At 71.5% G+C, this 22,136-nt stretch carries 19 protein-coding genes, 5 tRNA genes and 1 pseudogene; 9 read left to right on the top strand and 16 right to left on the bottom strand.

Features of this window, described 5'->3' with window-relative positions; translation table 11 throughout:
- Nucleotides 1-36: 36 nt before the first annotated feature.
- Complete coding sequence (locus tag AC3ANM_RS01990; RefSeq protein ID WP_488286462.1) at nt 37-477, top strand: VOC family protein; 441 nt, start codon at nt 37-39, stop codon at nt 475-477.
- 93 nt (nt 478-570) lie between these two features.
- Here the strand turns inward: AC3ANM_RS01990 and AC3ANM_RS01985 are convergent, their stop codons facing one another.
- The 4 genes from AC3ANM_RS01985 to AC3ANM_RS01970 form a co-directional block, all read right to left on the bottom strand.
- Nucleotides 571-1,659 carry a zinc-binding dehydrogenase gene (locus AC3ANM_RS01985; protein WP_488286461.1) on the bottom strand — a complete coding sequence of 363 codons (1,089 nt, stop codon included), beginning with the start codon at nt 1,657-1,659 and terminating at the stop codon, nt 571-573.
- Nucleotides 1,660-1,738: 79 nt separating this feature from the next.
- Complete coding sequence (gene glgX, locus AC3ANM_RS01980) at nt 1,739-3,865, bottom strand: glycogen debranching protein GlgX (RefSeq protein WP_488286460.1); 2,127 nt, start codon at nt 3,863-3,865, stop codon at nt 1,739-1,741.
- A gap of 216 nt (nt 3,866-4,081) precedes the next feature.
- Nucleotides 4,082-4,648, bottom strand: coding sequence for a YceI family protein (locus tag AC3ANM_RS01975; RefSeq protein ID WP_488286459.1), 567 nt, complete (start codon nt 4,646-4,648; stop codon nt 4,082-4,084).
- A 158-nt stretch (nt 4,649-4,806) separates the two neighbouring features.
- A complete protein-coding gene (locus tag AC3ANM_RS01970) occupies nt 4,807-5,331 on the bottom strand; it encodes a nitroreductase/quinone reductase family protein (protein ID WP_488286458.1) in 525 nt (174 codons plus the stop codon).
- Between the two features lie 411 nt (nt 5,332-5,742).
- Between AC3ANM_RS01970 and AC3ANM_RS01965 the strand changes: the two genes are divergently transcribed.
- Nucleotides 5,743-7,026 carry an alpha/beta fold hydrolase gene (locus AC3ANM_RS01965; protein ID WP_488286457.1) on the top strand — a complete coding sequence of 428 codons (1,284 nt, stop codon included), beginning with the start codon at nt 5,743-5,745 and terminating at the stop codon, nt 7,024-7,026.
- Nucleotides 7,027-7,035: 9 nt separating this feature from the next.
- Here the strand turns inward: AC3ANM_RS01965 and AC3ANM_RS01960 are convergent, their stop codons facing one another.
- The 4 genes from AC3ANM_RS01960 to AC3ANM_RS01945 all read right to left on the bottom strand — a co-directional run bounded on the left by AC3ANM_RS01960 (nt 7,036) and on the right by AC3ANM_RS01945 (nt 10,368).
- The gene (locus AC3ANM_RS01960) at nt 7,036-8,172 is read right to left on the bottom strand and encodes a low temperature requirement protein A (protein WP_488286456.1); all 1,137 of its coding nucleotides are present in this window, start codon (nt 8,170-8,172) and stop codon (nt 7,036-7,038) included.
- 233 nt (nt 8,173-8,405) lie between these two features.
- Nucleotides 8,406-8,480: transfer RNA gene (locus AC3ANM_RS01955), tRNA-Val, on the bottom strand.
- 27 nt (nt 8,481-8,507) lie between these two features.
- Nucleotides 8,508-8,580, bottom strand: a tRNA-Gly gene (locus AC3ANM_RS01950).
- 132 nt (nt 8,581-8,712) lie between these two features.
- A complete protein-coding gene (locus AC3ANM_RS01945) occupies nt 8,713-10,368 on the bottom strand; it encodes an acyl-CoA dehydrogenase family protein (protein WP_488286455.1) in 1,656 nt (551 codons plus the stop codon).
- A 153-nt stretch (nt 10,369-10,521) separates the two neighbouring features.
- Here AC3ANM_RS01945 and AC3ANM_RS01940 point away from each other — a divergent pair, with 153 nt between their 5' ends.
- From AC3ANM_RS01940 to AC3ANM_RS01925, 4 genes are all read left to right on the top strand, one after another.
- Nucleotides 10,522-11,667, top strand: a complete 1,146-nt coding sequence (locus AC3ANM_RS01940) for a YihY/virulence factor BrkB family protein (protein WP_488286454.1) — start codon at nt 10,522-10,524, stop codon at nt 11,665-11,667.
- Between the two features lie 19 nt (nt 11,668-11,686).
- Nucleotides 11,687-11,759: transfer RNA gene (locus AC3ANM_RS01935), tRNA-Gly, on the top strand.
- A 43-nt stretch (nt 11,760-11,802) separates the two neighbouring features.
- A tRNA-Cys gene (locus AC3ANM_RS01930) sits at nt 11,803-11,873 on the top strand.
- Nucleotide 11,874: 1 nt separating this feature from the next.
- A tRNA-Val gene (locus tag AC3ANM_RS01925) sits at nt 11,875-11,949 on the top strand.
- A gap of 123 nt (nt 11,950-12,072) precedes the next feature.
- Here AC3ANM_RS01925 and AC3ANM_RS01920 read toward each other — a convergent pair.
- The gene (locus tag AC3ANM_RS01920; RefSeq protein WP_488286453.1) at nt 12,073-12,816 is read right to left on the bottom strand and encodes a potassium channel family protein; all 744 of its coding nucleotides are present in this window, start codon (nt 12,814-12,816) and stop codon (nt 12,073-12,075) included.
- 168 nt (nt 12,817-12,984) lie between these two features.
- Between AC3ANM_RS01920 and AC3ANM_RS01915 the strand changes: the two genes are divergently transcribed.
- Nucleotides 12,985-13,623 carry a hypothetical protein gene (locus AC3ANM_RS01915; protein WP_488286452.1) on the top strand — a complete coding sequence of 213 codons (639 nt, stop codon included), beginning with the start codon at nt 12,985-12,987 and terminating at the stop codon, nt 13,621-13,623.
- Nucleotides 13,624-13,795: 172 nt separating this feature from the next.
- Nucleotides 13,796-14,005, top strand: a complete 210-nt coding sequence (locus AC3ANM_RS01910) for a hypothetical protein (protein WP_488286451.1) — start codon at nt 13,796-13,798, stop codon at nt 14,003-14,005.
- Between the two features lie 100 nt (nt 14,006-14,105).
- Here AC3ANM_RS01910 and AC3ANM_RS01905 read toward each other — a convergent pair whose 3' ends face one another.
- The 4 genes and pseudogenes from AC3ANM_RS01905 to AC3ANM_RS01890 form a co-directional block, all read right to left on the bottom strand.
- Nucleotides 14,106-14,807 carry an LURP-one-related/scramblase family protein gene (locus tag AC3ANM_RS01905; RefSeq protein ID WP_488287897.1) on the bottom strand — a complete coding sequence of 234 codons (702 nt, stop codon included), beginning with the start codon at nt 14,805-14,807 and terminating at the stop codon, nt 14,106-14,108.
- Between the two features lie 51 nt (nt 14,808-14,858).
- Nucleotides 14,859-15,101: pseudogene (locus AC3ANM_RS01900) on the bottom strand (DUF2510 domain-containing protein); the annotation flags it as partial.
- An 83-nt stretch (nt 15,102-15,184) separates the two neighbouring features.
- Nucleotides 15,185-15,457: a hypothetical protein gene (locus AC3ANM_RS01895; protein ID WP_488286450.1), complete on the bottom strand. Its 273-nt coding sequence runs from the start codon at nt 15,455-15,457 to the stop codon at nt 15,185-15,187.
- A 166-nt stretch (nt 15,458-15,623) separates the two neighbouring features.
- Nucleotides 15,624-18,020 (bottom strand): LuxR C-terminal-related transcriptional regulator, encoded by a 2,397-nt coding sequence (locus AC3ANM_RS01890; RefSeq protein WP_488286449.1) that lies wholly within the window; start codon nt 18,018-18,020, stop codon nt 15,624-15,626.
- 98 nt (nt 18,021-18,118) lie between these two features.
- Here AC3ANM_RS01890 and AC3ANM_RS01885 point away from each other — a divergent pair, with 98 nt between their 5' ends.
- A complete protein-coding gene (locus AC3ANM_RS01885) occupies nt 18,119-18,721 on the top strand; it encodes a TIGR03086 family metal-binding protein (RefSeq protein WP_488286448.1) in 603 nt (200 codons plus the stop codon).
- Between the two features lie 3 nt (nt 18,722-18,724).
- On the opposite strand, the gene AC3ANM_RS01880 is transcribed toward AC3ANM_RS01885, so the two are convergent.
- Genes AC3ANM_RS01880 through AC3ANM_RS01870 form a run of 3 tightly spaced genes read right to left on the bottom strand, consistent with a single transcriptional unit; the run spans nt 18,725 to nt 22,042 of the window.
- Nucleotides 18,725-20,179, bottom strand: coding sequence for an ABC transporter permease (locus tag AC3ANM_RS01880; protein WP_488286447.1), 1,455 nt, complete (start codon nt 20,177-20,179; stop codon nt 18,725-18,727).
- Between the two features lie 37 nt (nt 20,180-20,216).
- Nucleotides 20,217-21,038 carry an ABC transporter permease gene (locus tag AC3ANM_RS01875; protein WP_488286446.1) on the bottom strand — a complete coding sequence of 274 codons (822 nt, stop codon included), beginning with the start codon at nt 21,036-21,038 and terminating at the stop codon, nt 20,217-20,219.
- Complete coding sequence (locus tag AC3ANM_RS01870) at nt 21,035-22,042, bottom strand: ABC transporter ATP-binding protein (RefSeq protein WP_488286445.1); 1,008 nt, start codon at nt 22,040-22,042, stop codon at nt 21,035-21,037. The genes AC3ANM_RS01875 and AC3ANM_RS01870 overlap by 4 nt, the downstream gene beginning before the upstream one ends.
- Nucleotides 22,043-22,136 lie beyond the last annotated feature (94 nt).

The following is a 22,136-nucleotide window of genomic DNA, read 5'->3' as shown; positions in this document are numbered from 1 at the left end:
CGGCAGCCGGCCGGCCGGCGGTGCAGGATGGACGCCATGTCACAGATACCGCGCTTCGACCACGTCGGCATCACCGTCGCCGACCTCGACTCCGCCACGGCGTTCTTCGTCGCGCTGGGTCTCGAGGTCGAGGGGCGCGCCTTCCTGGAGGGCGAGTTCCTGGACACGGTCATCGGCATCCCGGGGTCGCGCACGGAGATCGTCGTGCTGCGACCGCCCGGCGGAGGGTGCGGGATCGAGCTCTCGAGCTTCGTGCGGCCTGACCACGAGCCCGGATCGTCCGGGGCCATGGCCCATGAGCTGGGCCTGCGCAGCGTCTGCTTCGAGGTCGACGACCTTCAGGCGACGGTGGACGGCCTGGCTGCGGACGGCTACGCGCTGGTCGGCGGCATCGGGCAGCACGAGAACACCTGGCGCATGGCCTATGTGCGCGGACCGGAGGGAATCATCGTCTCCCTGGCCGAGCGGATCGACTGACGCGCAAGACCTCGGGTGCCACGGCTCGGCCCGGGGCGAGGGTCGGGCGTGCGCCGTGCGGACCGTCGCGCCCGGCACCGGGGGAGAGCCCGGTCACGGCCGGATCACCAGCTTGCCGACGTGGCGGCGCGTTGCCAGCTGCCGCTGCGCCTCCGCCACCTCCTCCAGGCCGAACGTCGCGGCGATGACCGGCCGGACCTCGCCGCGGCGGGCGACCTCGACCAGCTGCTCGAAGATCCGGGGGGTGTGCATGGTCGAGCCCACGAGGGAGAGGTTGGCCAGGTAGAGGCGGCGCACGTCCAGCTCCACCGCCCATCCGTCCAGCGCGCCGGCCACCACCCAGCGACCGCCCGGCCGCAGGAGCCCCAGGCCCGGTCCCAGGGCGGCCCCCGCGACGACGTCGATGACGGCGTCGTACCCGGCGGGCGCGGCGGCGGCCGCATCGGCCAGCAGGTGCCCGCGCTGCCGGTCCACGACGGCGTCGGCGCCGGCGTCGCGGACCGGTTCCGCCTTGGCGGCGCTGCTCACGGCGACAACCCGGGCGCCCCGGGAGCGCGCCAGCTGCACCGCGGCCAGTCCCACCCCGCCGGAGGCGCCGGTGACCAGGACCGTCTGGCCGTCCGCGACCGCACCGCGCTCGAGCATGCCCAGGGCCGTGCCGTAGGCGATGGGCAGGGCGGCCAGCTCGACGTCGGTGAGGGGCGTGCCGTCGACGCGGTGCGCGCGCTCGTGCGGGACGACGACGTACTCGGCGAACCCGCCGTCGCGCTCGCTGCCCAGCACGTCGACCACGGCTTCGTCACGTCCCGGCCCGGCATACAGGGCAGGGTCGACCAGCACCCGCGACCCCACCAGGTCGGCTCCCGACCGGTCGCCCGCGGCCACGACCGTGCCGGCCACGTCCGCGCCCTGGATGCGCGGGAAGTCCAGTGGCCCGAGCCATCCGGCGCGGGCTTCGGGGTCCTCGGCCGTGCCGTAGGAGCCCTCCCGGGTCCACAGGTCGGTGTTGTTGCACCCGGCCGCGGCGACGCGCACCGCCACCTCGCCGGGGCGCGGCTGTGGCACGGGCACCTGGCGCAGCTCGATGGCCTCGAGGTCGCCGTGGTGCGTGATGACCGCGGCGCGCATCGTGGGCGGGAGCGGCGGTGGGGGCCGGTCAGGGGAGGAGTGCGTGGTGGCCATCCCCGCAGCATGGCAGTGCCGTGCCCCTCACGGTGAGGGGCACGGCATACCTGCGTCAGGGGCTGGGGCGTGCGGCGGGTCAGGCCTTGAGGTCCTCCTGCGGCGTGCGCAGCACCACGATGGCCCGGCCGGCGACGGGGTGGACCGACTTGGCCTCCCAGGTCTGCACCTCCGGCTCCACGGCGGCCGTCGTGTCGAGGACGACCTCCCAGGTCGAGCCGTAGTCCGCCGGCGGCAGGGTGAACTCGACCGGCTCGCTGTGGGCGTTGAACAGCAGCAGGAAGTGCTGGTCGATGATCGTGCGGCCCAGCCGGTCGGGCTCGGGGATCGCCTCGCCGTTGAGGAAGACCATCAGGCTGCGGGCGTAGCCGTTGCGCCAGTCCAGCTCGTCCATCTCGGTGCCCTGCGGGGCGAACCACTCGATGTCGCCGAGCTCGCTGCGGCCGCCGTGGGCGGCGTCACCGGCGAAGAAGCGGCGCCGGCGGAAGACCGGGTGGTCCTTGCGCAGCTGCACCAGGCGCGAGGTGAACGCCAGCAGGTCGTTGCGCTCGGCGTCGAGGTCCCAGTCGATCCAGGCCAGCTCGCTGTCCTGGCAGTAGGCGTTGTTGTTGCCGTGCTGGGTGCGTCCGACCTCGTCGCCGTGGGCGATCATCGGCACGCCCTGGCTGAGCAGCAAGGTGGCCAGGAAGTTGCGCTGCTGCTGGGCCCGCAGGGCGTTGATGCCGGCGTCGCCGGTCTCGCCCTCGGCGCCGCAGTTCCACGAGCGGTTGTGGCTCTCGCCGTCGTTGTTGCCCTCGCCGTTGGCCTCGTTGTGCTTCTCGTTGTAGGAGACCAGGTCGCGCAGGGTGAACCCGTCGTGGGCGGTGACGAAGTTGATCGAGGCGATCGGCTTGCGCGCCGACTGCTCGTAGAGGTCGCTGGATCCCGTGATGCGGGAGGCGAACTCGCCCAGGGTGGCCGGCTCGCCGCGCCAGAAGTCGCGGACCGTGTCGCGGTACTTGCCGTTCCACTCGGTCCACAGCGGCGGGAAGTTGCCGACCTGGTATCCGCCGTCGCCGACGTCCCACGGCTCGGCGATGAGCTTGACCTGGCTGACCACCGGGTCCTGCTGGACGAGGTCGAAGAAGGCCGACAGGCGGTCCACCTCGTGGAACTGGCGGGCCAGCGTCGCCGCGAGGTCGAAGCGGAAGCCGTCGACGTGCATCTCGAGCACCCAGTAGCGCAGCGAGTCCATGATCAGCTGCAGGACGTGGGGGTTGCGCATGAGCAGGCTGTTGCCGGTGCCCGTGGTGTCGTAGTAGTGCTCCTTGGCGTCGTCGACCAGCCGGTAGTACGACGCGTTGTCCAGGCCGCGGAAGGCGATCGTCGGGCCCTGCTCGTTGCCCTCGGCGGTGTGGTTGTAGACCACGTCGAGGATGACCTCGATGTCCGCCTCGTGCAGCGCCTTGACCATGGACTTGAACTCGGTGACCTGCTGCCCGCGGGTGCCGGTGCCGGCATACCCGTTGTGCGGGGCGAGGAAGCCGATCGTGTTGTAGCCCCAGTAGTTGGACAGGCCCTTGTCGGCCAGCGTCGTGTCCTGGACGAACTGGTGCACCGGCATCAGCTCGATGGCCGTGACGCCGAGGCCCTTGAGGTGCTCGATCACCGCAGGGTGGCCGATGCCGGCGTAGGTCCCGCGCAGCGCCTCCGGCACGTCCGGGTGGGTCATCGTCAGGCCCTTGACGTGGGCCTCGTAGATGACGCTGTCGTGGTACTCGTGCGCCGGCGGCCGGTCGTGGCCCCAGTCGAACCACGGGTTCGTGACGACCGAGAGCATCGTGTGGCCCAGGGAGTCGTCCTCGTTGAAGACCTCGGGCTTGCCGAAGCGGTAGGAGAACAGCGACTCGTCGCCGTCGATCTGCCCGTCGATCGCCTTGGCGTAGGGGTCGAGCAGCAGCTTGGCCGGGTTGCACCGGTGCCCGTTCTCCGGCTCGTAGGGCCCGTGGACGCGGAACCCGTAGCGGTGGCCCGGCTGGAGCGCCGGCACGTAGCCGTGCCAGACGTAGCCGTCGACCTCCTTCAGGTCGACCCGGGTCTCGACGTCGGCCTCGTCGACGAGGCACAGCTCGACACGGTCGGCCACCTCGGAGAAGACGGCGAAGTTGACCCCGCTGCCGTCGAAGGTGGCCCCGAGGGGGTAGGGCTTGCCCGGCCAGATGTCCATGGGGTCCTTCGCGTCAGGCGGCGCCACGGTGATGTGGTCGGGCCCATTGTGTCCTGTCCGCCCGGTTCGTGGGTGACGGTGCCGTTTCGTGGACGGCCCAGGCCGACCGGTATGCCGGGTGGTGGCGCACCAGGGCCGGGGACACCGCCGGGAGACAGGACGGGGCTCCCCGCGTGGGGAGCCCCGATCCTGTGGTCCGGTGTCAGCTGACGGGCGTCAGGACGCCTGGTCGCCCGTCTTCTTGATCGCGCCGATCTCGAACTCCAGGGAGATGCGCTCGGAGATCAGCATGCCGCCGGAGTCGAGCGGGACGTTCCACTCCAGGCCGAAGTCGCGCCGGTTGATCCGGCGGCTGCCCTCGAACCCGGCGCGGACCAGGCCCGTGGGGTCGGTGTCGATGCCGATGAGCTCGAGCGGGATGACGACCTGCCGGGTGATGTCGCGGATGGTGAGGTCGCCGCTGATCATGTAGGCGTTGTCCTCCACCTCCTCGACGTTCGTGCTGACGAAGGTGATGTCCGGCCACTTCTCCACGTCGAAGAAGTCGCCGCTGCGCAGGTGGTCGTCACGCTGGCCGTTGCGGGTGTCGATGCTGGCGACCTTCAGGGTCACGAGCACCGAGGACTTGGTCATGTCGTCGAGGTCGGCATGGAAGCTGCCCTCGACCTCGTTGAAGGCCCCGCGGACGGTGGCCACCATGGCGTGCCGGGCCGAGAAGCCGACCCGGGTGTGGCTGGGATCGAACTCCCACTCGCCGTTCAGCTCGGCGGCGTTGGGGGTCATGGGTTCCTCCGTGACGCTAGGGGACAACCGCGTGAGTATGGCACGCAGCGGGGGTGCCCCCCCAAGTCACCCGAAACGCCTCAAATGCCGCAATCACGCCGCGGATCGCGACGCCGTGCGAGGCGGCCGCCGTCTTCCCGGAATCCGTGTGGGAAGCATCACCGCGCTGGGCCTGACCGTCCGGTGGCGGAGGTGATCCGGAAGACGGGGTACCGGTCGGCGATCCTCGCGAACTCCTCCAGCGGGGCGCTCCGGTCGACCGGGATGTGCGGTCGGGCCCCCGGGGCGACCTCGAGGTAGCGCTTGAGGACGGGCGCCCGGTCGGCGGGCTCGACCTCCACCAGACGGACGGCCCAGCGACCCCGCCGCCGCAGGACGACGCGTCCCTCGGCGGCCCGGACGTTGCGCACCCAGTTCACGTCCTCGCCGAGCATGGACACGACGTAGCGCTCGCCGTCGAGGTCGGCGACCGCCACGGGGAACGAGACCACCTTGCCGGTGCGGCGGCCGGGGACCTCCATGGTGACGGCCTGGGGCGGGGAGAGGATCCCGGCCGAGAACAGCCACGCCGAGACCCGGTTCATCGGCCGTGCGAACGCGCTGGGGCGTCCGCCCCGGTAGAGCCACCGCCTGAGCGGGTACAGCCGGCCGGCCGTCCCGTGCGGTCCCGCGGTCGCGCTCATGTCGGCTCCTTCGTCCTCGGGTTGGAGGCCGCCGAGAGCCGCGGGCCCCACCCGGCCCACCAGCCTCCGTCGCCGGAACCGGGCCGGACAAGGGGCCCTGGTCCCGGTTCCGGGCAGAGCACATCCCTCGCTCCGGGCGGAGCACATCCCTCCCTCCGGGCGGTTCGGGATCGACGACCGCGGCCTAGCGTCGTGATGACGGCACGTGCTCCCAGTGCAGAGGGCTGCACTCGCGCGACGCCCACCGTGCATGGAAGCGAGTCCACCGTGACCGACCACCCCACGAGCTCCGTCCCCGGGGACCAGCGCCCGGATCGCCCGTCCGGTCCGGAGGGTGCCCCGGCCGGCGCCCCGGCTGGTGCCCCGGATGGTGCTCGGAGCGGACGCATCGGCTGGGTCGTGGTCGGTTCGTTGGTCACCGGACTCGTCGCCGCCCTGCTCCTCGCCGCGGCTCCGTTCATCCCGGCGGAGGAGGACAGCATCACGGGCGCGGTGCTGTGCGGGTTCGCACTCGGCTGGGCGATGCTGGCCGTGCTCTCGGTGCGGTTCACCGATCAACCACAGCGATGGGCCGCGGCGCCGGCAGTGTTCCTCGGGCTCGGTGGCCTTCTCCTGGTCCTCGCCGGCCCCTCGGTGCACGGGGTGCTCAACTGGGTGTGGCCGCCGGCGCTCCTGGCCTTGGTGGTCTGGATGGTCGTTCGCGCCCGTCCTCAGCTGCGGAGCCGGAGCCGGCGGTGGGTCCTCTACCCGGTGCTCGCTGTGATGGCACTTGCCTCGATCGGCGGCGCCTACCAGGTCCTGGGGGAGGCTACGGACGCCAACGCCTACCCGATGCCTGGGCAGCTGGTCGACGTCGGCGGACACCGCCTGCACCTGCACTGCACCGGCTCAGGCAGGCCGACGGTCGTGCTCCAGCCGGGCGCGGGCGAGATGGGCTCGAGCCTGGGGTGGATCGCCCCGGCCGTGGCTCGTGGCACCCGCGTGTGCGTCTACGACCGGGCAGGTCGGGGGTGGAGCGAGCCCGCCGACACCGTCCAGGACGGCACCCGGATCGCGACCGACCTCCACACCCTGCTGCATCGGGGCAACGTCCCCGGGCCCTACGTGCTGGCGGGCCACTCCTTCGGCGGCCTCTACACGCTCACGTTCGCCGCCCGCTATCCGGGGGAGGTCGCCGGGATGGTGCTGGTGGACTCCACCGCTCCGGCGTCGTCGGCGACATCGGCGGCACCGGAGCCGGCCGGCGCTGGTTCCTACGACCTCATGGGCCGGGTCGCCGCACTGGTCTCGACCACGGCTCGCCTCGGGCTGGCACGCCTGTACGCGCAGCTCGCGTTCGACAGCCTGCCGCCGCAGTCCCGGGGCGAGGTCGCCGCCAGCGTCGCGACCGCAGGCACCGTCCGCAGCACCGTCGATGAGTACGTCGCGGCGGGCGCCTCGGTGCGGCAGGCCGCCTCCCTGCGTGACTTCGGTGACAAGCCTCTGGCGGTGCTGACGGCCGGCAGCGGAAGCGCCGCCGGCTGGGCCGAGGTGCAGAACCGCCTGGCCTCCTTGTCGACCAACAGCGTCCATCGCGTCGTCGACGGCGCCACCCACGAGGACCTGGTCGCGGAGGAGAGGTATGCCGCCGTCACCACCCACGCGATCCTCGACGTCGTCTCGGCGGTCCGTCGCGGCGGGCCGCTGGCCAGGTGAGGTGCCGGGTCAGCCTGCGTCCGGGCCTGTGTCATCGGGGTGGGTGAACGCGAACCACGTGAGGATGCCGAAGAGCCAGACGGCGCCGAGCAGGAGGATCAGCACCAGGATGTGCAGCCACGGCGGAGGCGCGAGCCAGCCGACCAGGAGGGCGACCACGGCGGCGGCCGCCAGCGCCAACGACACCGAGCGGTAGACCGGTGCGAGGTCGCGCCAGTCGGCCAGCGACGTCGCGATGAGGACCAGGGCCAGGACACCGACCGCCACCGACAGCGACAGCACCATGGGGGCGGGTGCCGGGGCGTGGCCCTGCGACGCGTGCTCGACCATGCTGACCATGACCGCGCCCGTCGCGGCGATCGTCAGGGTCACCGGCAGGTGGCCGACGAGCCAGCGAGACAGCGCTCCGCGGGCCGAACGCACCCGGCGGCCACCCACCAGGTCGAAGTAGCTCCACCAGTACGCGAACCCGATGCCCAGCCCCAGGATGCCGGTGACGACGGCCATCGGCGTGCGACCGTCCTCGGCGATGCCGTTCACGACCCCGACGACGACCTCGCCCAGCACGATGATGGTGAACAGGTCGAACCGTTCCACCATGGACTCGCTGGCGTTGAGGCTGGTGTCCCGTGTCGCGCCGCTGCGCCAGTCCAGGACGATGATGCCGGCCAGCCACCCGAGGACGACCAGCGCCCAGACGGCCAGGCGTGCGCTGCCGGGCAGGAGCGCGCTGGCCCCGACGACCGTGGCCGAGACGAGGACGCCGGCGATGTAGGGCGTCGTCGCCGGGCGGAACGCCGGGTCGTCCCTCAGGCGCACGGAAAACCACAGCCAGCCCAGCAGGAACAGGAACGCGCTGTAGACGACGGCGAAGGGCGGCCCGTCGCCCGCGGTCGCCTCGCCGGTGAACACGGCGAGGAGGGCCAGCAGGCCCATCTGGAGGAAGACGTAGGTGCGGGTGCGTCCCTCGGCCCGGCCGTGGAGGTCGTGGTAGACGGCTCCGTTGACCCAGGCCAGCCAGATCAGCCCGAAGACCACGGCGAACCGGCCCGCCCCTGCCCACGTCACGTCACCGGCGAGGTGGTGGGCTGCCTGGGAGATGACGACGACGTAGACGAGGTCGTAGAAGAGCTCGAGGAAGCTCACCTCCCGGCCCTCGATGACGTCGCCGTGCGCCCGGGGTGGCTTCCAGAAGTGGCCGGAACGCCGCCGCCGACTTCAGGGAGAGGTGGGTGCTCGCCCGTCTGGCCGGCATACGCGCTCCTCGCCTCGGCCCACGACCCAGGGACGGTCCTCACCCCGATGATGGACCCTTGACGCCGACCGGGCAGCAGAACGGCCCCTGCGCTGCGCTTGCGCAGCTCAGGGGCCGTTCCAGGTGGTGGGCGATACTGGGTTTGAACCAGTGACCTCTTCCGTGTCAAGGAAGCGCGCTACCGCTGCGCCAATCGCCCCGGCAGCCCCCGAGAGGGCTGTTCCCGAGCGGACGACGGGACTCGAACCCGCGACCCTCACCTTGGCAAGGTGATGCTCTACCAACTGAGCCACGTCCGCATTCAACTCCACCGGGTTCGTGCCCCGCTGTCGTTGCGATGTCAGACATTAGCCCATCCCGGAGGGCCCCGATGACACCCCCCTGCCCGCGGGACCTCCGACGGTGGGGCGGGGGGTGTCGCGGCGGATGGCTCAGCCGGCGAACGCCCGGTCGATGACCTGCGTCCCGGCGGCCCGGACGGCCTCGGGGGAGAGGGTGCCGAAGGTGTGCCCGTGCTCGCCGCCGAGGCGGCTCGCGACGAACGGCTCGGCGACGTATGCCGGTGCGAAGCGGACGAGCAGGCTCGCCTGGAGGGTCGTGGCGAGCAGCTCCACGACCCCGCGCGCGGAGGCCTGCGCCTGCGCGGGCTCCGTGGCGGAGAGGTCGTGCGCCGCCACGACGGCGCGGTCGATGGCGGCGTCGAGCCGCTGGTCGGCGCCACGGGCCAGGCTCAGCTCCTGGTGCAGGGCCTCGACGGCCCTGGGCTCGCGGCTGACCGCCCGGATCACGTCGAGGGCGTTGACGTTGCCCGAGCCCTCCCAGATCGAGTTCAGCGGGGCCTCGCGGTAGAGCCGCGCCAGCCCGTTCTCCTCGACGTAGCCGTTGCCGCCCAGGCACTCCAGGGCCTCGGCCACCATCGGGGAGGTCCGCTTGCACACCCAGTACTTCCCGACGGCGACGGCCAGGCGCGAGAACGCGGTGTCGCCGGCGTCGACGGCCGCCGCCAGGCGCATCCCGAGCGTGGTGGCCGCCTCGGACTCCAGGGCCAGGTCCGTGAGCACATTGCGCATCAGCGGCTGGTCCACGAGCGCGGCCCCGAACGCGTGGCGGTGACGGGTGTGGTGCACCGCGCGGACCAGGGCGGCCCGCATCGTCGAGGCGGAGCCCAGGACGCAGTCCAGGCGGGTGGCGGCCACCATGTCCAGGATGGTCCGCACGCCGCGGCCTTCCTCGCCGAGACGCACCGCCCACGTGCCGTCGAGCTCGATCTCGGAGGAGGCGTTCGAGCGGTTGCCCAGCTTGTCCTTCAGCCGCTGGATCGCGAAGGCGTTGCGCGTGCCGTCCTGGAGCACCCGCGGCACGACGAAGCAGGTCAGGCCACCGGGCGCCTGGGCCAGGACGAGGAACACGTCGCTCATCGGCGCGGAGCAGAACCACTTGTGCCCGGTGAGCCGGTACGTCTCCCCGCCCGCCAGGGGCCCTCCGGCGACAGGCATCGCCACCGTGGTGTTGGCCCGCACGTCGGAGCCACCCTGCTTCTCGGTCATCCCCATGCCGGCGATGCAGCCGGCCTTGTCGGCCACGGGCCGCAGGCCGACGTCGTATGCGCGGGAGGCCAGCCTGGGTGCCCACAGGGCACCCAGCTCGGGGTTGGCCGCGAGAGCCGGCACCGCGGCATACGTCATGGACACCGGGCAGCCGTGGCCTGCCTCGACCTGCGACCAGGCGACGAACCCGGCCGCGCGGCGCACGTGGGCGCCGCTTCCGGCCGGCTTGGTCCACGGCTCGGCGGTCAGCCCGAAGGAGACCGCGGTGCCGAGCAGCTCGTGCCAGGCCGGGTGGAACTCCACCTCGTCCACGCGCTCGCCGCGGGGGGAGTGGGTGCGCAGGACGGGGGTGCACCGGTCGGCCTGGTCGCCCCAGGCCTGCGCGCGCTCGGTCCCGGCGAGGGCGCCGAGGCGGCTGAGCTCGGCCCGGTCGGCCGGGTCACCCCAGCGCTCCAGTGCCTCGGTGAGGGCAGTGTCGGCGTCGACCACGTTGTGGCCGAGCAGCGGGGGGACCTGGTTGGTGACCTCGTGTGTGCTCACCCCGGGCAGGCTAGGGCGGATTGTTACCCGTGGGTACACCTGAGCACGACCGGAGGGTGTCACGTCGGTCACGCGTGCCCCGGGCGGTTACCGTGGAGCGGTGAGGAGCTTCCGAGGGGCGCAGGCCGGACCCGTGGACCGGCGGCCCGGGCGATGAGCCCGAAGGACCACGTCCGCCACCGGCTGGCCCGCGTGCCGGGGGGTGTGGCGCTCGGGCGCCTCGTCGCCGCCACCTGGCGGGTCTGCCTGCGCTACCGCGTGACGGGGCTCGCCTCGGAGGCCGGCTTTTTCGCGCTGCTGTCGCTGCCGCCGCTGGTGCTGGGGCTCTTCGGCGGGGTCGGCTACGTCGGGCGGTGGCTCGGGCCGGACACCACTCACCAGGCCAGCGTCGCGATCCAGACGTATGCCGCGCGCTTCCTCACCGACGACAGCGTCCGGAAGGTGATCGTCCCCACCGTCGACGACGTCCTGCGCAACGGGCGCATCGACGTCATCTCGATCGGCTTCCTGCTCTCGCTGTGGTCGGGGTCGCGCGCGCTCAACGTCTTCGTCGACACCATCTCGATCATGTACGGCCAGAGCGGCGTGCGCGGCATCGTCCGGACCCGAGCGCTGAGCTTCACCCTCTACATCGTCGCCCTCGTCGTGGGGGTCGTCGTGATGCCGCTGGTGCTGGTCGGCCCCAGCGTGATGGCCCGGCTGCTGCCGGCGCGGGTGGAGTTCCTCATGGGGCTCTACTGGCCCACGGTCGTCTTCCTCACCGTGGCCAGCCTGACCACGTTGTTCCACGTCAGCACGCCACGGCGCGCGCCGTGGAAGCGTGATGTCCCCGGGGCGGTCCTGACCCTGGCGATCTGGCTGCTCAGCTCCTTCGTCCTGCGGATCTGGCTGGGGGCCTCCGTCGGGGGCACCTCCATCTACGGGCCGCTGGCCGCGCCGATCGTCGTGCTCATCTGGCTCTACTTCCTCGCGATCGCCGTCCTCATCGGCGCCGCGCTCAACGCCGCCGCGCGCCAGCTGTGGCCGGTGCAGGAGCGGCTCAGCTCGCGGGCCCGGCTGATCGCGTGGGCCCGCGACGAGGGGAGTCGTCGGCGCGCGGAGCGCGAGCAGGCCGCCGACGCCGCCGAGGTCGCGCTGCTCAGCGCCACTGCCCGCCAGGTCGGACCGCCGCGCCGGGGTCCGGCGCACGAGCGACCCCTCACCCCGATGCCCCAGGAGGGGGCCGCGCCCGACCCCGACCGCCAGTTGGACTCTGATCGCTCGAATCGGCTACTGTCTGACCGCACGCACGGCGGGTAGTTACACCGCTGGCGTTCACGCGGACGTGGCTCAGTTGGTAGAGCATCACCTTGCCAAGGTGAGGGTCGCGGGTTCGAGTCCCGTCGTCCGCTCGGAGGCCCAGCGCCTTCCAAGGAGGGCCGGCAGGCCTTTCACGGTGGAGTGGCCGAGAGGCGAGGCAACGGCCTGCAAAGCCGTGTACACGGGTTCAAATCCCGTCTCCACCTCGGGCGATTGGCGCAGTGGTAGCGCGCTTCCTTGACACGGAAGAGGTCACTGGTTCAAACCCAGTATCGCCCACCAGCACGAAACGGCCCCTGATCTGCGGAAACGCAGCCAGGGGCCGTTCGCATGTTCGGTGGCCTACGGTCTGCGTGCGGCACCTCGCGACCCAGCCGGGCGCCCACGCGGCGAGCACGAACCGGTCTACCGGACCCTTTCCCGGTCTTCGGCGCGCCGCAGGGCTGCGATCTCGCGACGGAGGGCATGGACCTCGGAGGCGAGGTCCGAGACCTCCTCCTCGGTGCGTTCCTCGGCTGCCTGGACTTCTGCCAGCTTCTCCACGAACCACGAGGCCAGTGCTGCGGTGATCACGCCGAGCAGCGCGATGCCCGTGACCATGAGGCCAGCCGCAACCAACCGGCCCTCGGTGGTGGTGGGGTACCGGTCCCCGTAGCCGACGGTGGTGACCGTGGTGGCGGCCCACCAGGCCGCGTCGCCGAACGTCTTGATGTTGGCGTCTGGGTTGTGGCGCTCGGCCTCGAGCACCGCGAGTGCCGCGACGAACCCCACGAGAGCTACAGCAGCAGCGACGTAGGCCACCACCTTGCCGCGGGCGAACGCGCCGCCTCTGCGCCCGATGATGTTGAGGGCCACCACCACGCGAAGGGCACGGAGTGGACGCAGCATGGGCACAGCCAGCGTGAGGACGTCCATCCAGTTGCGGCGGATGAAGAGCCACCGGCGCTGGGCGAGCCCGAGCCTGACCAGGAAGTCGACGGCGAAGAGGACCCACACGGCCCAGCTGACGACCGTGCACAGGCGGGCGGCCCAGGTGGGGAGGCCGGGCTGCAGGATCGGCCAGGCGTACGCGCCGAGGAAGAGCACTGCCGCGACGATCAGCGGCTCATCGGTCCAGCCTTCCCACCGCTGTCGCTGCGCATCGGACACATCAGCGGACGCTACTCCGCGGCGAGCCCGCCGGGGCGGGATTGGTGGGGGAGGAGGCACATCGCGTCAGTCAGCCGGTCGCACCATCGCTGTAGCCCATTCCCCTGCCGATGCTCGATGACGTACGCGGGCCAGGTCGCTTCCCTTGACACGAAGGCAGGAGGGGCGTTGAGCACCCACACGCATGGCGACGACGAGATCCCTGAGCCCGGGCCAGACGCTGGCGCACCTCCTCAGTCGGCAACGCCCGGGCCGCTGCTGACCGCCGAACCTGCCCCCGTCTTCCACGCTCCGCCGGCACCACCGCCCTACTGGGCGCAGCGGGACCCCATCGGTGCCGCGCTGCTGCTCTTCGCTTCCGCGTTGATCCCCGTCGTCTGCATCGTCCTGGCGATCAAGCTGCTCCGGAAGACCAGCGGCAAGGCCCGACGACTCATCTTCGGTCTGGCCATGGGAGGTTGGGCGGTCCTCGCCCTGCTGGGCCTGATCGCCACTGCCGTTTCACCCTCGGCCAACGGCGATCCGCCTGAGGCCCCGTTCTATGCGGTGGGGTACAAGATCGGTCTGCGGCTCGTCGCCCAGTATCGCGACCAGGACGCGCAGACGCACTGCACGGACGTCGCCGACAGGATCGGCAACGACAGCAGCATCCCTGCGGGCAACTGGCAGAACGAGCGTCCGTTCTTCATGAACGGCTGCGTCGACGGCTTCCGGGGCAACGCCAACAGGTACCCGAACCAGCCGCTGCCGACCGAGACGGCACCAGTGAACCAGCGGCCGGCGGCGGCCCCAACCGGCGCAGCCTGAACGGCCCCGACCCGTCGTGAGGCGGACGGGGCCGTTGCCTGCTTTCCGCCGTGGCGTCACTGCCCGTTGCCCGGGTGGGGGAGCACGCACCATCGGCGTGCCCGGGAACTGGCGAGGCCGTGGATACGTCCCAACGACAACGGTACTGGCCGGCGGGAGTCGGGGAGGGCTCATGGCAGATGTCGTGATTGCCACGTTCTTGATCGCGGTCTTCATCCTGGCGACCGCATTGGTCGTGACGCTCGCGGTGCGGGGGGCGATCTACCGGCACCATCACCCCCGCACCCGCGAGGAGCGAAGGGCCGACGAGCACAGTGACGTCGAGCCGGACACGTTCAAGCTCAGCGGTGGGCCGAGCTGGACGCCCCAAGGCCCCATGTGACGTCCCGATGACGCCGGCGCAGGCAGATCCGGCCGAGCCGCCCCGGATCGCGGCTGCGGGATGCGGGGGTCCTCGCCATCCGAGCCCTGGGGCGTGGGGCCTACCTGTACCGACGCGTGCGCCCTGAGCCGCTCGTCGGGTTGCCCTGCTTGAGCGCGGTGTCGACGGCCAGCGCGGCTGCGGTCACGAGGGTGCGCAAGGGCTCCGCCAGCGGCCGGTGGATCTGCACGACGTAGTTGTCGGCCTTCGTGAACCTCTCCTTGGCCCACCCCGCCCACGTCTTGGTGATCCGAGCGATCTCGGTCCCGGTGGCGTCCTGGATGTTGAAGTCCCACGCGTTCCAGCTCTCGGCGTTGATGGAGCCCAACCGTTGACCGCCGGACTCGAGGCTGAAGCGGACGTTGCCGAAGAAGCCGATGTTCTTCTGGAGGATCTCACCGTGGGTGCCGTTGGCACCCGAGACGATCATCCTGGACCTGGCGAAGTTGGCCGGCCGGGTCAGCGCGATGAGCACGCGGTCGTTCATGTCGACGACCTGGAACCGATGCGTCCCGTGCTGGCCGCCTCCTCCCATGGCCTTCCTCAGGAGGCGCTGGTCGACTTCCCGGACCACGCCGATCTGCTGGCCCTGCTGGTCATGGACGGCGTACTCGGCGTTGGACCCGAAGAGCCTGGCCTTCTGGTTGACGACCAGCACCGGCTCGGTGAAGAGCGCTGTATCGCCGACCTGGGCGGCGACGGGGACACCGGATCTGCGCACCTGACGCTGCACGTTGTTGCGTGCCCGCTCATCGGTCGGCACCGGCGCACCAGCGACAGGGGGATCGATCCCCTGACCGCCACGCGAGGCGACGTGGTGGGTCCACTGGCTGCCGTCCCAGTAACGGCGTTCGTGGCGGCCGAAAGGGTCGGGGTACCACGACGCCGGAGCCTGCTCAGGACTGACGGTCTGGACCGGCGCCCGGTCGACGGGGGCATCGATTGCCTGAATGCCACGCGAGGCGACGTGGTGGGTCCACTTGCTGCCGTCCCAGTAGCGCCGTTCGTGGCGGCCGAAGGGGTCTGGATGCCAATCGGCGGGAGCCTGCCCAGTCATGCGCGGAGGCTAACAGCGCCGAAGCGTGGCCCGAGGCCCCTGAGGCCGGTGCCGGCCCGGCGCGGACCGGCACCGGTGGGAGCTCAGGCGTTGAAGCTGCCGAGGTAGTGGCCGAGGGAGGGCCGGCCCAGGTGCCCGGCCTCCTGCATGATGCCCGGGGTCTCCGGGTCCGTGGCGAACGCCGTCCAACCCTCCTCGTCCCAGTCGAAGATGGCCCAGACCCGGTCCTCCTCGATCGGGTCGCGGTAGACGGTCGAGCCCTTCGAGCCGTGCGATCCGCGCTTCTCGGCGCCCTTGGTGCCGTAGACCTCCAGGAAGTGGTCCAGGTCCTTCACCTTCGTCGTCGCCAAGATCATGTCGTTCTCCTTCGTCGGTGGGGGTCCCTCGGATCCCCAGCTCTTCCAGCGCTTTTCGGCTGGCCTGAAGGAAAGCCTCTGCCGCTTGGGCGTTCGGCGCGTGAGGAGATCTCCTCATTTCAGGTCCCCATCCCGCAGTCTTCGCCGGGACCGGTCTCCTTCCGTCTCAACCCGGGCCGGTCTCCGTGGCCCGAGCGACCACCTCACGGTCGAGGGCCCAGCGGGTGGCCGCAGCACGGTTGGTGACGCCGAGCTTGGTGTAGATGTGCTGGATGTGGTTGTCGGCGGTCTTCGCCGAGATGAACAGCTGCTCGGAGATCTCCCGGGTGCTCGCCCCGTCGGCGATGAGGCGCAGCACCTGTGTCTCGCGGGTCGTCAGGCCGCCGACTGCTTCGGGGTGCCGGGCGGTCGCGGTGAGCGCCCGCCGGGCGAGGTCGATCTGGTGAAGGGCGTACGCGGCGGCGTCGCGCAGGTCCATCGCGCCGCCGACGGAGGCGAGGCGTGCCGAGGTCTCCTCGCCCAGCCGGGCGTCGAGTCGCCCGCCGAGGACGGCGAGGGTGGGCACGTGGTGGAGGCTGGCCGGCTCGTTGGCCATCGCGCCGATCAGGGTGCGGGCGACGCCGGGAAGGTCGAGCCGCTCGAACAGGGCCGGCAGGCTGGCCAGCGTGATGACCAGCTGCGCCACGGCGCCGGAACGCACGAACGCCCCGACGGATGTCTCGAACAGGGTCAGAGCCGTCTCCAGCTGACCGTCCGAGGTGTGCAGGAGGGCGGCGTCACGAGCCAGGAAGCCCTCGAAGAACCGGACCTCGTGCTCATCGAGCTGGGCCACGCCCTCGTCCCAGGTCTCGAGCGCGCGCTGGGGGTCGGACGACGACCAGGCCAGCCCGACGATCCACAGCGTGTAGACAAGCCAGAAGGGGTTGCCCACCTGGCGAGCCGCCGACACCGCGGACTCGGTGAGCTCGAGCGCCTCCTCGAACCGTCCGGCCGACTGCAGGCCGTCGACATACGCCGCGATCCCGTACGCCCGCCCGGCTCCGGGCAGTGCGGCGACGTCCCGGGTCAGCTCGAGGTAGCGGTCCAGGTCCCCGGCGTAGACCCGACCGAGCGCCTCGATGAACGTCGCGTAGCCGGCCTCGCAGGAGTCGTAGCCCGGTCGGCCCTCCAGCTCGACCGCACGATGGGCGTTCGCGGTCGCGACGGCGGCGCGTCCCACGAAGCAGGCGTACCCCGCGGCGGCATAGAGCCGGGGGAGCCGCCGGACGTCGGCCCGTGTCGCCATCTCGAGCAGGGACTCGGCCCACCCGATGGTTTCGAACAGCTCCACCGAGAACCCCATGAGGGCGGCGTGTGCCGCGATGTCGGTGGCCACCTCGGCGTGGGCCCGGTCGATGCTCCACTGGAGCGCCGTTCTGAGGTTCGCCAGCTCCGTGCGCACCCAGTCGACCTCCGTGCGCCATGCGGGTCCGTTCCACTGCTCCCACCGACGAGCCGCCTCGCCGGCGAAGAACTCGGCATGCCGGTCCCGCGCCACTTCGGCTCCGCCCGCCTCCGCCAGTCGGTCGCCGGCGAAGGCGCGGATCGTCTCGTACAGGCTGTACCGGGTCCGGGCGGAGGCGTGGTGGGTGGTCACCAAGGACTTGCGCACCAACGAGTCCAGGAGCCGCAGCACCTCGATGTCGTCGCTCGTCCCCGCGACAGCGCACAGTGCGCCCAGGTCGAACCCCCCGGCGAACACCGACGCGGTCCGCAGGGCCGCGCGCTCGCCGTCGGTCAACAGGTCGTAGGACCAAGCCATGGCGTGCCGCAGGGTGGCCTGGCGATCGGGGGCGAGCTCGTGTCCGGTCAGCAGCCGGAACCGGTTCCCGAGCCGTTCCTGCACCTCGACGGCGCTCATCGCCGCCATTCGCGCCGCGGCCAGCTCGATGCCCAGTGGCAGCCCGTCGAGCGTCTCGCAGATCTCGATCACCGCGTCCGCGGTCTGCTCGTCGAAGATCCCGAACCCCGGCCGTGCGGCACGGGCCCGCTCCACGAACAGCGTCACCGCCTCGGAGGTGACGCCGCCCTCCACGGTCAGCGGGGACACGGGTACGAGCGCTTCAGCCGGCACCAGCAGGTGCTCGCGCGACGTCGCCAGGATCCGGGGGACGTCGGAGCGGCCGAGGATCTCCATGGTCGCCGCCGCGGCCGCCGCCAGGACGTGCTCGCAGTTGTCGAGCAGAATCAGCAGCCGGCGTCCGGCAACCGCCTCGGCGACCGTGTCGATGACCCGGGCATCACCCTGCGGAGTGATGCCCAAGGCGCTGGCGATGGCGTCGGGGACAGCGTCGGGGCTGGCCACGGGAGCCAGCTCGACCAGCCATGTGCCGTCAGGGAAGTCCTCGGCGAGCTCGGCGCCGACCGCGAGGGCGAGCCGGGTCTTGCCGACGCCGGCCATGCCGCTGAGGGTGACCAGCTGGCGGGAGCGGACCAACGCGGCCAGCTCGGGGAGGATCGCGGCACGCCCGACGAGGGTGGTCGTGGTGTTCGGCAGGTTGCCGCGCCGCGCCTCCGGGCTCACCCGGCCAGTCTGACACCGGCGCCGTCGGGCGTGCTGCGCCTGCGCGTGCGCGGATCCCCTGTTCCGGGGGGTTCGCCGGGGTTCGGTGTCCCGGTAGCGTGGCCACGCCGATCCCGGAGGCCGCGATGGACCACCTGACGCTGTTGGCATACGCCGAGGACGAGCTGAACCGGGTCGTTGCCGGGCTCGACGAGGCCGAGATGGACGTCGCCACGAACTGTCCGCCGTGGACGGTCCGCCGCCTGGCGAGCCACGCCATCAAGAACCAGCTGTTCTGGGCCGGCAGCGTCACCGGCCAGCCCCTCATGGCTCTGGACGAGGCGATGGCCGCCGTGCCCTACGAGGGCGACCTGGCTCCCATCGCCGCCGAGGTCACGGCGCTGGCCCTGCGGCTGTGGAGCAGCGACGGGGTGATGACCGCGCACCACGGCACGCCCTTCGGTGTCCTGCCCGGTGCCGTCGTCCTGGACTTCGCGGTCATCGATGCCGCTGCGCATGCGTGGGACCTGTCCGAGAGCCTGCGGCGCGCGATCGAGTTCCCCCCGGAGACGATTCCGGCGATGACGGACGTCGTCACGCTCACCTGCAACGACCAGGCCATCGAGCTCGGCCTGGTGAAGCCGCCGACGGTGCCGCCCGTCGACGCCACCGACACCGAGCGACTCATGGCCGCCGCCGGACGGACGATCACGCGACGGTGAGACTCAGTCCCCGTTCGTGGCCGAGCCGGCGCGGGTGCGTGACCGGCGACGCCAGGTCGGGATCAGCGCGATGACACCCATGGCCAGCGGCGTGACGATCGCGACGGGCAGCACGTTGCCGGGGTTGCTCTCGGCGAAGGCCTTGACCGTCAGGTGGATGCCGGGGCTGGAAACCGGGTTGGAGGTCGCGTCCGGTCCGGTCGGGTCGGGGATGACGGTCAGGTAGATCATGTAGTCGCCCTCGAGGATGGCGTTGACCGTCCACGGCTGCTTGTCGGACTCCCCGGGGTCGAGGGGGTCGACGCCCTGGGTCCGCTCGGGCGACCAGTCCTCGGGATCCACGGGCTCGCCCTCGCCGGTCTTGATGATGTTCATGGCCACGTTCGCGGGGGCCGAGGCACTCGTCCCGGTGTTCTTGACCACCGTCGAGAACTTCACCGTGTCGCCGGCGTTGACGGTCTTGTAGGCGAGGTCGGTCGTGATCTGCACGGTGTTGCCACTCGTCGCGGCCGCCGGGGCTGCCAGCGCAGCCGGGGTCGCCAGCATCGCCGTGGGGGCGAGGAACGCCAGCGCCAGCGCCGGCCCGGCCAGCACCCCAACCTCCCGGGGCCGCCCCCAGCCGGCGCGTGCCCCCCGAGAGGCCTCGACGTCCAGGCGCAACCGGGGCGCGGAGATGAGGAAGAGCACGACCAGCACGCCGCCGGCCGCGTAGATGGCCGCCATCAGGTAGGGCATCTTCTCGGCCACCGTGCGGTTGTTGACCAGCACCTTCTCCAGGAACTCGCTGGAGGCCTGCAGCGGGTTGAGCTGCTGGACCAGGTACCCCAGGTCGCCCTTCTGGGCGCTGCCGGGGAACTGCGTCGGGATCAGGAAGATGAGGTAGACCAGCAGGCTGGCGAACAGGCTCACCCGGTTGGACCTGGACCAGATGCTCACCACCATGGCCATCCCCGTGAAGGCGATGGAGAGCAGGCCGCCCAGCAGCGTGCCGAGCAGCAGACCCTCCACGATGCTGTCGTCCCCCTGGCCGAGGACCCAGACGTAGGGGATCGACAGCAGCAGGGTGACCGGCCAGGGGGAGAGCGCGGCCAGGAACTTGCCGAGGACGATCTGGCGGGGCCGTGCCGGGGTGAGCAGCAGCGGCTCTAGCGTCGCGCGCTCGCGTTCGCCGCTGAAGCTGTCGGCGGCGATCACCAGACCCACGAAGAGCCCGAACGTGATGCTGCTGAGGATCGTCAGGAACACCATCTCCACCGGCGGGATGAGGCTCAGCTGGCTCTCGAGCTGGCGCAGCACCGAGGTGACGGACATGACCAGCGCGAACAGGATCAGCAGCACGAGGACGCGCCCCCCGGTCCACAGGTCCACGAACTCGCGCTTGCAGACGAGCCACCACACCGGGGTGGCCGAGCGCCGACTGGTCCCGTAGTCGACGGAGAGCTCGCGGGTAGCACTCATCGGATGGCCTCCTTGCGACGTGGGTTCTGCGGGGTGGTCATGCGCGGGCCGTCAGGCGCAGCCGGGGGGCGGCGAAGCCGAAGAGCGCGACGAGCGCGACGACCAGGGCCACCACCGGTGAGGCGAGGAAGGGCCACGCCTGGGACAGCGGCTCACCGGAGCCGATGACCTTCGTGAGCAGCTGGGCTGCCGACTCCACCGGGTCCAGGAGCGTGAGGACCACGCCGGCCGGGGAGACGAGGAACTCCGTGGGGAGCTGGGCCGGGATCAGCGACGCGGCGTAGACCAGCAGGCTGATGAAGAGGCTGACCCGGCTGGAGTCGGACCAGATGCTGATGACCATGGCGAGGGCGACGAAAGCCCCCGCGAGCAGCGTGCCCGCGACCGCCCCCCAGGCCAGCCCGGAGCCCAGGAGGGCGTTCCCGCGCGCGAGGGTCGCGAGATACGGCAGGGTCAGGAGGAGGGCCGCCGGCCAGGGGGAGAGGGCGGCGAGGAACTTGCCCAGCACGATCTGGCGGTGACCGGCGGGGGTGAGCAGGAGCGGCTCGAGCGTGGCGCGTTCGCGCTCGCCGCTGATGCTCTCGGCCCCGATGGCCAGCCCGATGAACAGCCCGAACGTCAGCGCCGAGGTCAGGGCGATGACGATGGTCTGCTCCAGCGGCAGGAGGTGCAGGTCGGTGTTGGTGGCCAGCAGGAACGCCGTCAGCGACATCAGCAGGCTGAACAGGACCAGGAAGACGAGGGCACGTCCGCCGAGCCACAGCTCGACCAGCTCCTGCTTGAGGACCAGCCACCACACGGGTGACCCGGCGCGCGCCGCCTCCACCCGGGCGGGAGCCTCGAACACGGGCGCGGTCACTGGATCGACTCCGCGGTGAGCTGCAGGAACACGTCCTCCAGCCGCCCACCGCCCGCGTCCATGCCGGCGATGGGGACGTCCGCCCTGATCAGCGCCTCGAGCACGTGGTTGACGACCGCCGGCTCCGGCTCCGGGGACCCGTTCGGCCGGAACCGGACCCCCAGCCACCCGGAGGCGTCAGGGGCGGGTGTCGCCGACTGGACCCCGGGCAGGGAGGCGATGAGCCCCTGCGCCGTGCCGATGTCGGCGAGGGGGACGCGGACCCGGATGGCGTGGTCCCCGTCGTGGGCGGCCCGGCCGATGACCTCGGCCACCGAGCCCTTGGCCACGACCTCGCCGGCGTTCATGATGACCACGTCGTCGCAGACACCCTCGATCTCGGCGAGCAGGTGGCTGGACAGCACGACCCCCTTGTTCCGGCCGCGGGCGATCGCCTGGACCAGGCTGAGCAGCTCGCGCTGCCCGCGCGGGTCGAGGCCGAGGGTGGGCTCGTCGAAGAAGACCACGGCGGGGTCGTTGACGAGGGCCCGCGCGATGCCCAGCCGCTGCCGCATCCCGTGGCTGTACGACCCGATCACCGACTGCCCGCGGTGCTTCAGGCCCACCTCGTCGAGCAGCTGGTCCGCGACAGACCGGGCGTCGTGGGCGGATCGTCCGAAGAGCTGGCCGTAGTACGTCAGGTAGCGCGCCCCGGTCAGCTGGCGGGGGAAGCCCAGCCCCTCGGGCAGCACACCGATCCTGCGCCGGATCAGCTCGGGGTGGTCGGAGGTGATGCCGTCGACGACGAAACGCCCCGAGGTCGGCGCGAGGATCGTGGTCAGGATGCGGATCGATGTCGTCTTGCCGGCACCGTTCGGGCCCAGGAACCCCAGGACCCGACCCGCCTTCAAGGAGAAGGAGAGGTCCTTCAGCGCCGCCCGGGTGCCGTAGGTCTTACGGATCCCCTCGGCGGAGAGGATCTCCGCCGGGTCCCCGGCCTGTGGTTCGTGGGTCTGAGTCGACATGACACCCTCCCTGGCGCGAAGCCGGATCACCCCTGAAGCCTGTGGTACGCCTGTGGGCGCGCTGAGGGATCATGCGATCTGGCTAGGCACGCTG

The organism is Oryzihumus sp. JJN4-3R, from assembly GCF_057747915.1.
This window is presented reverse-complemented; position numbering and strand designations above follow the sequence as displayed.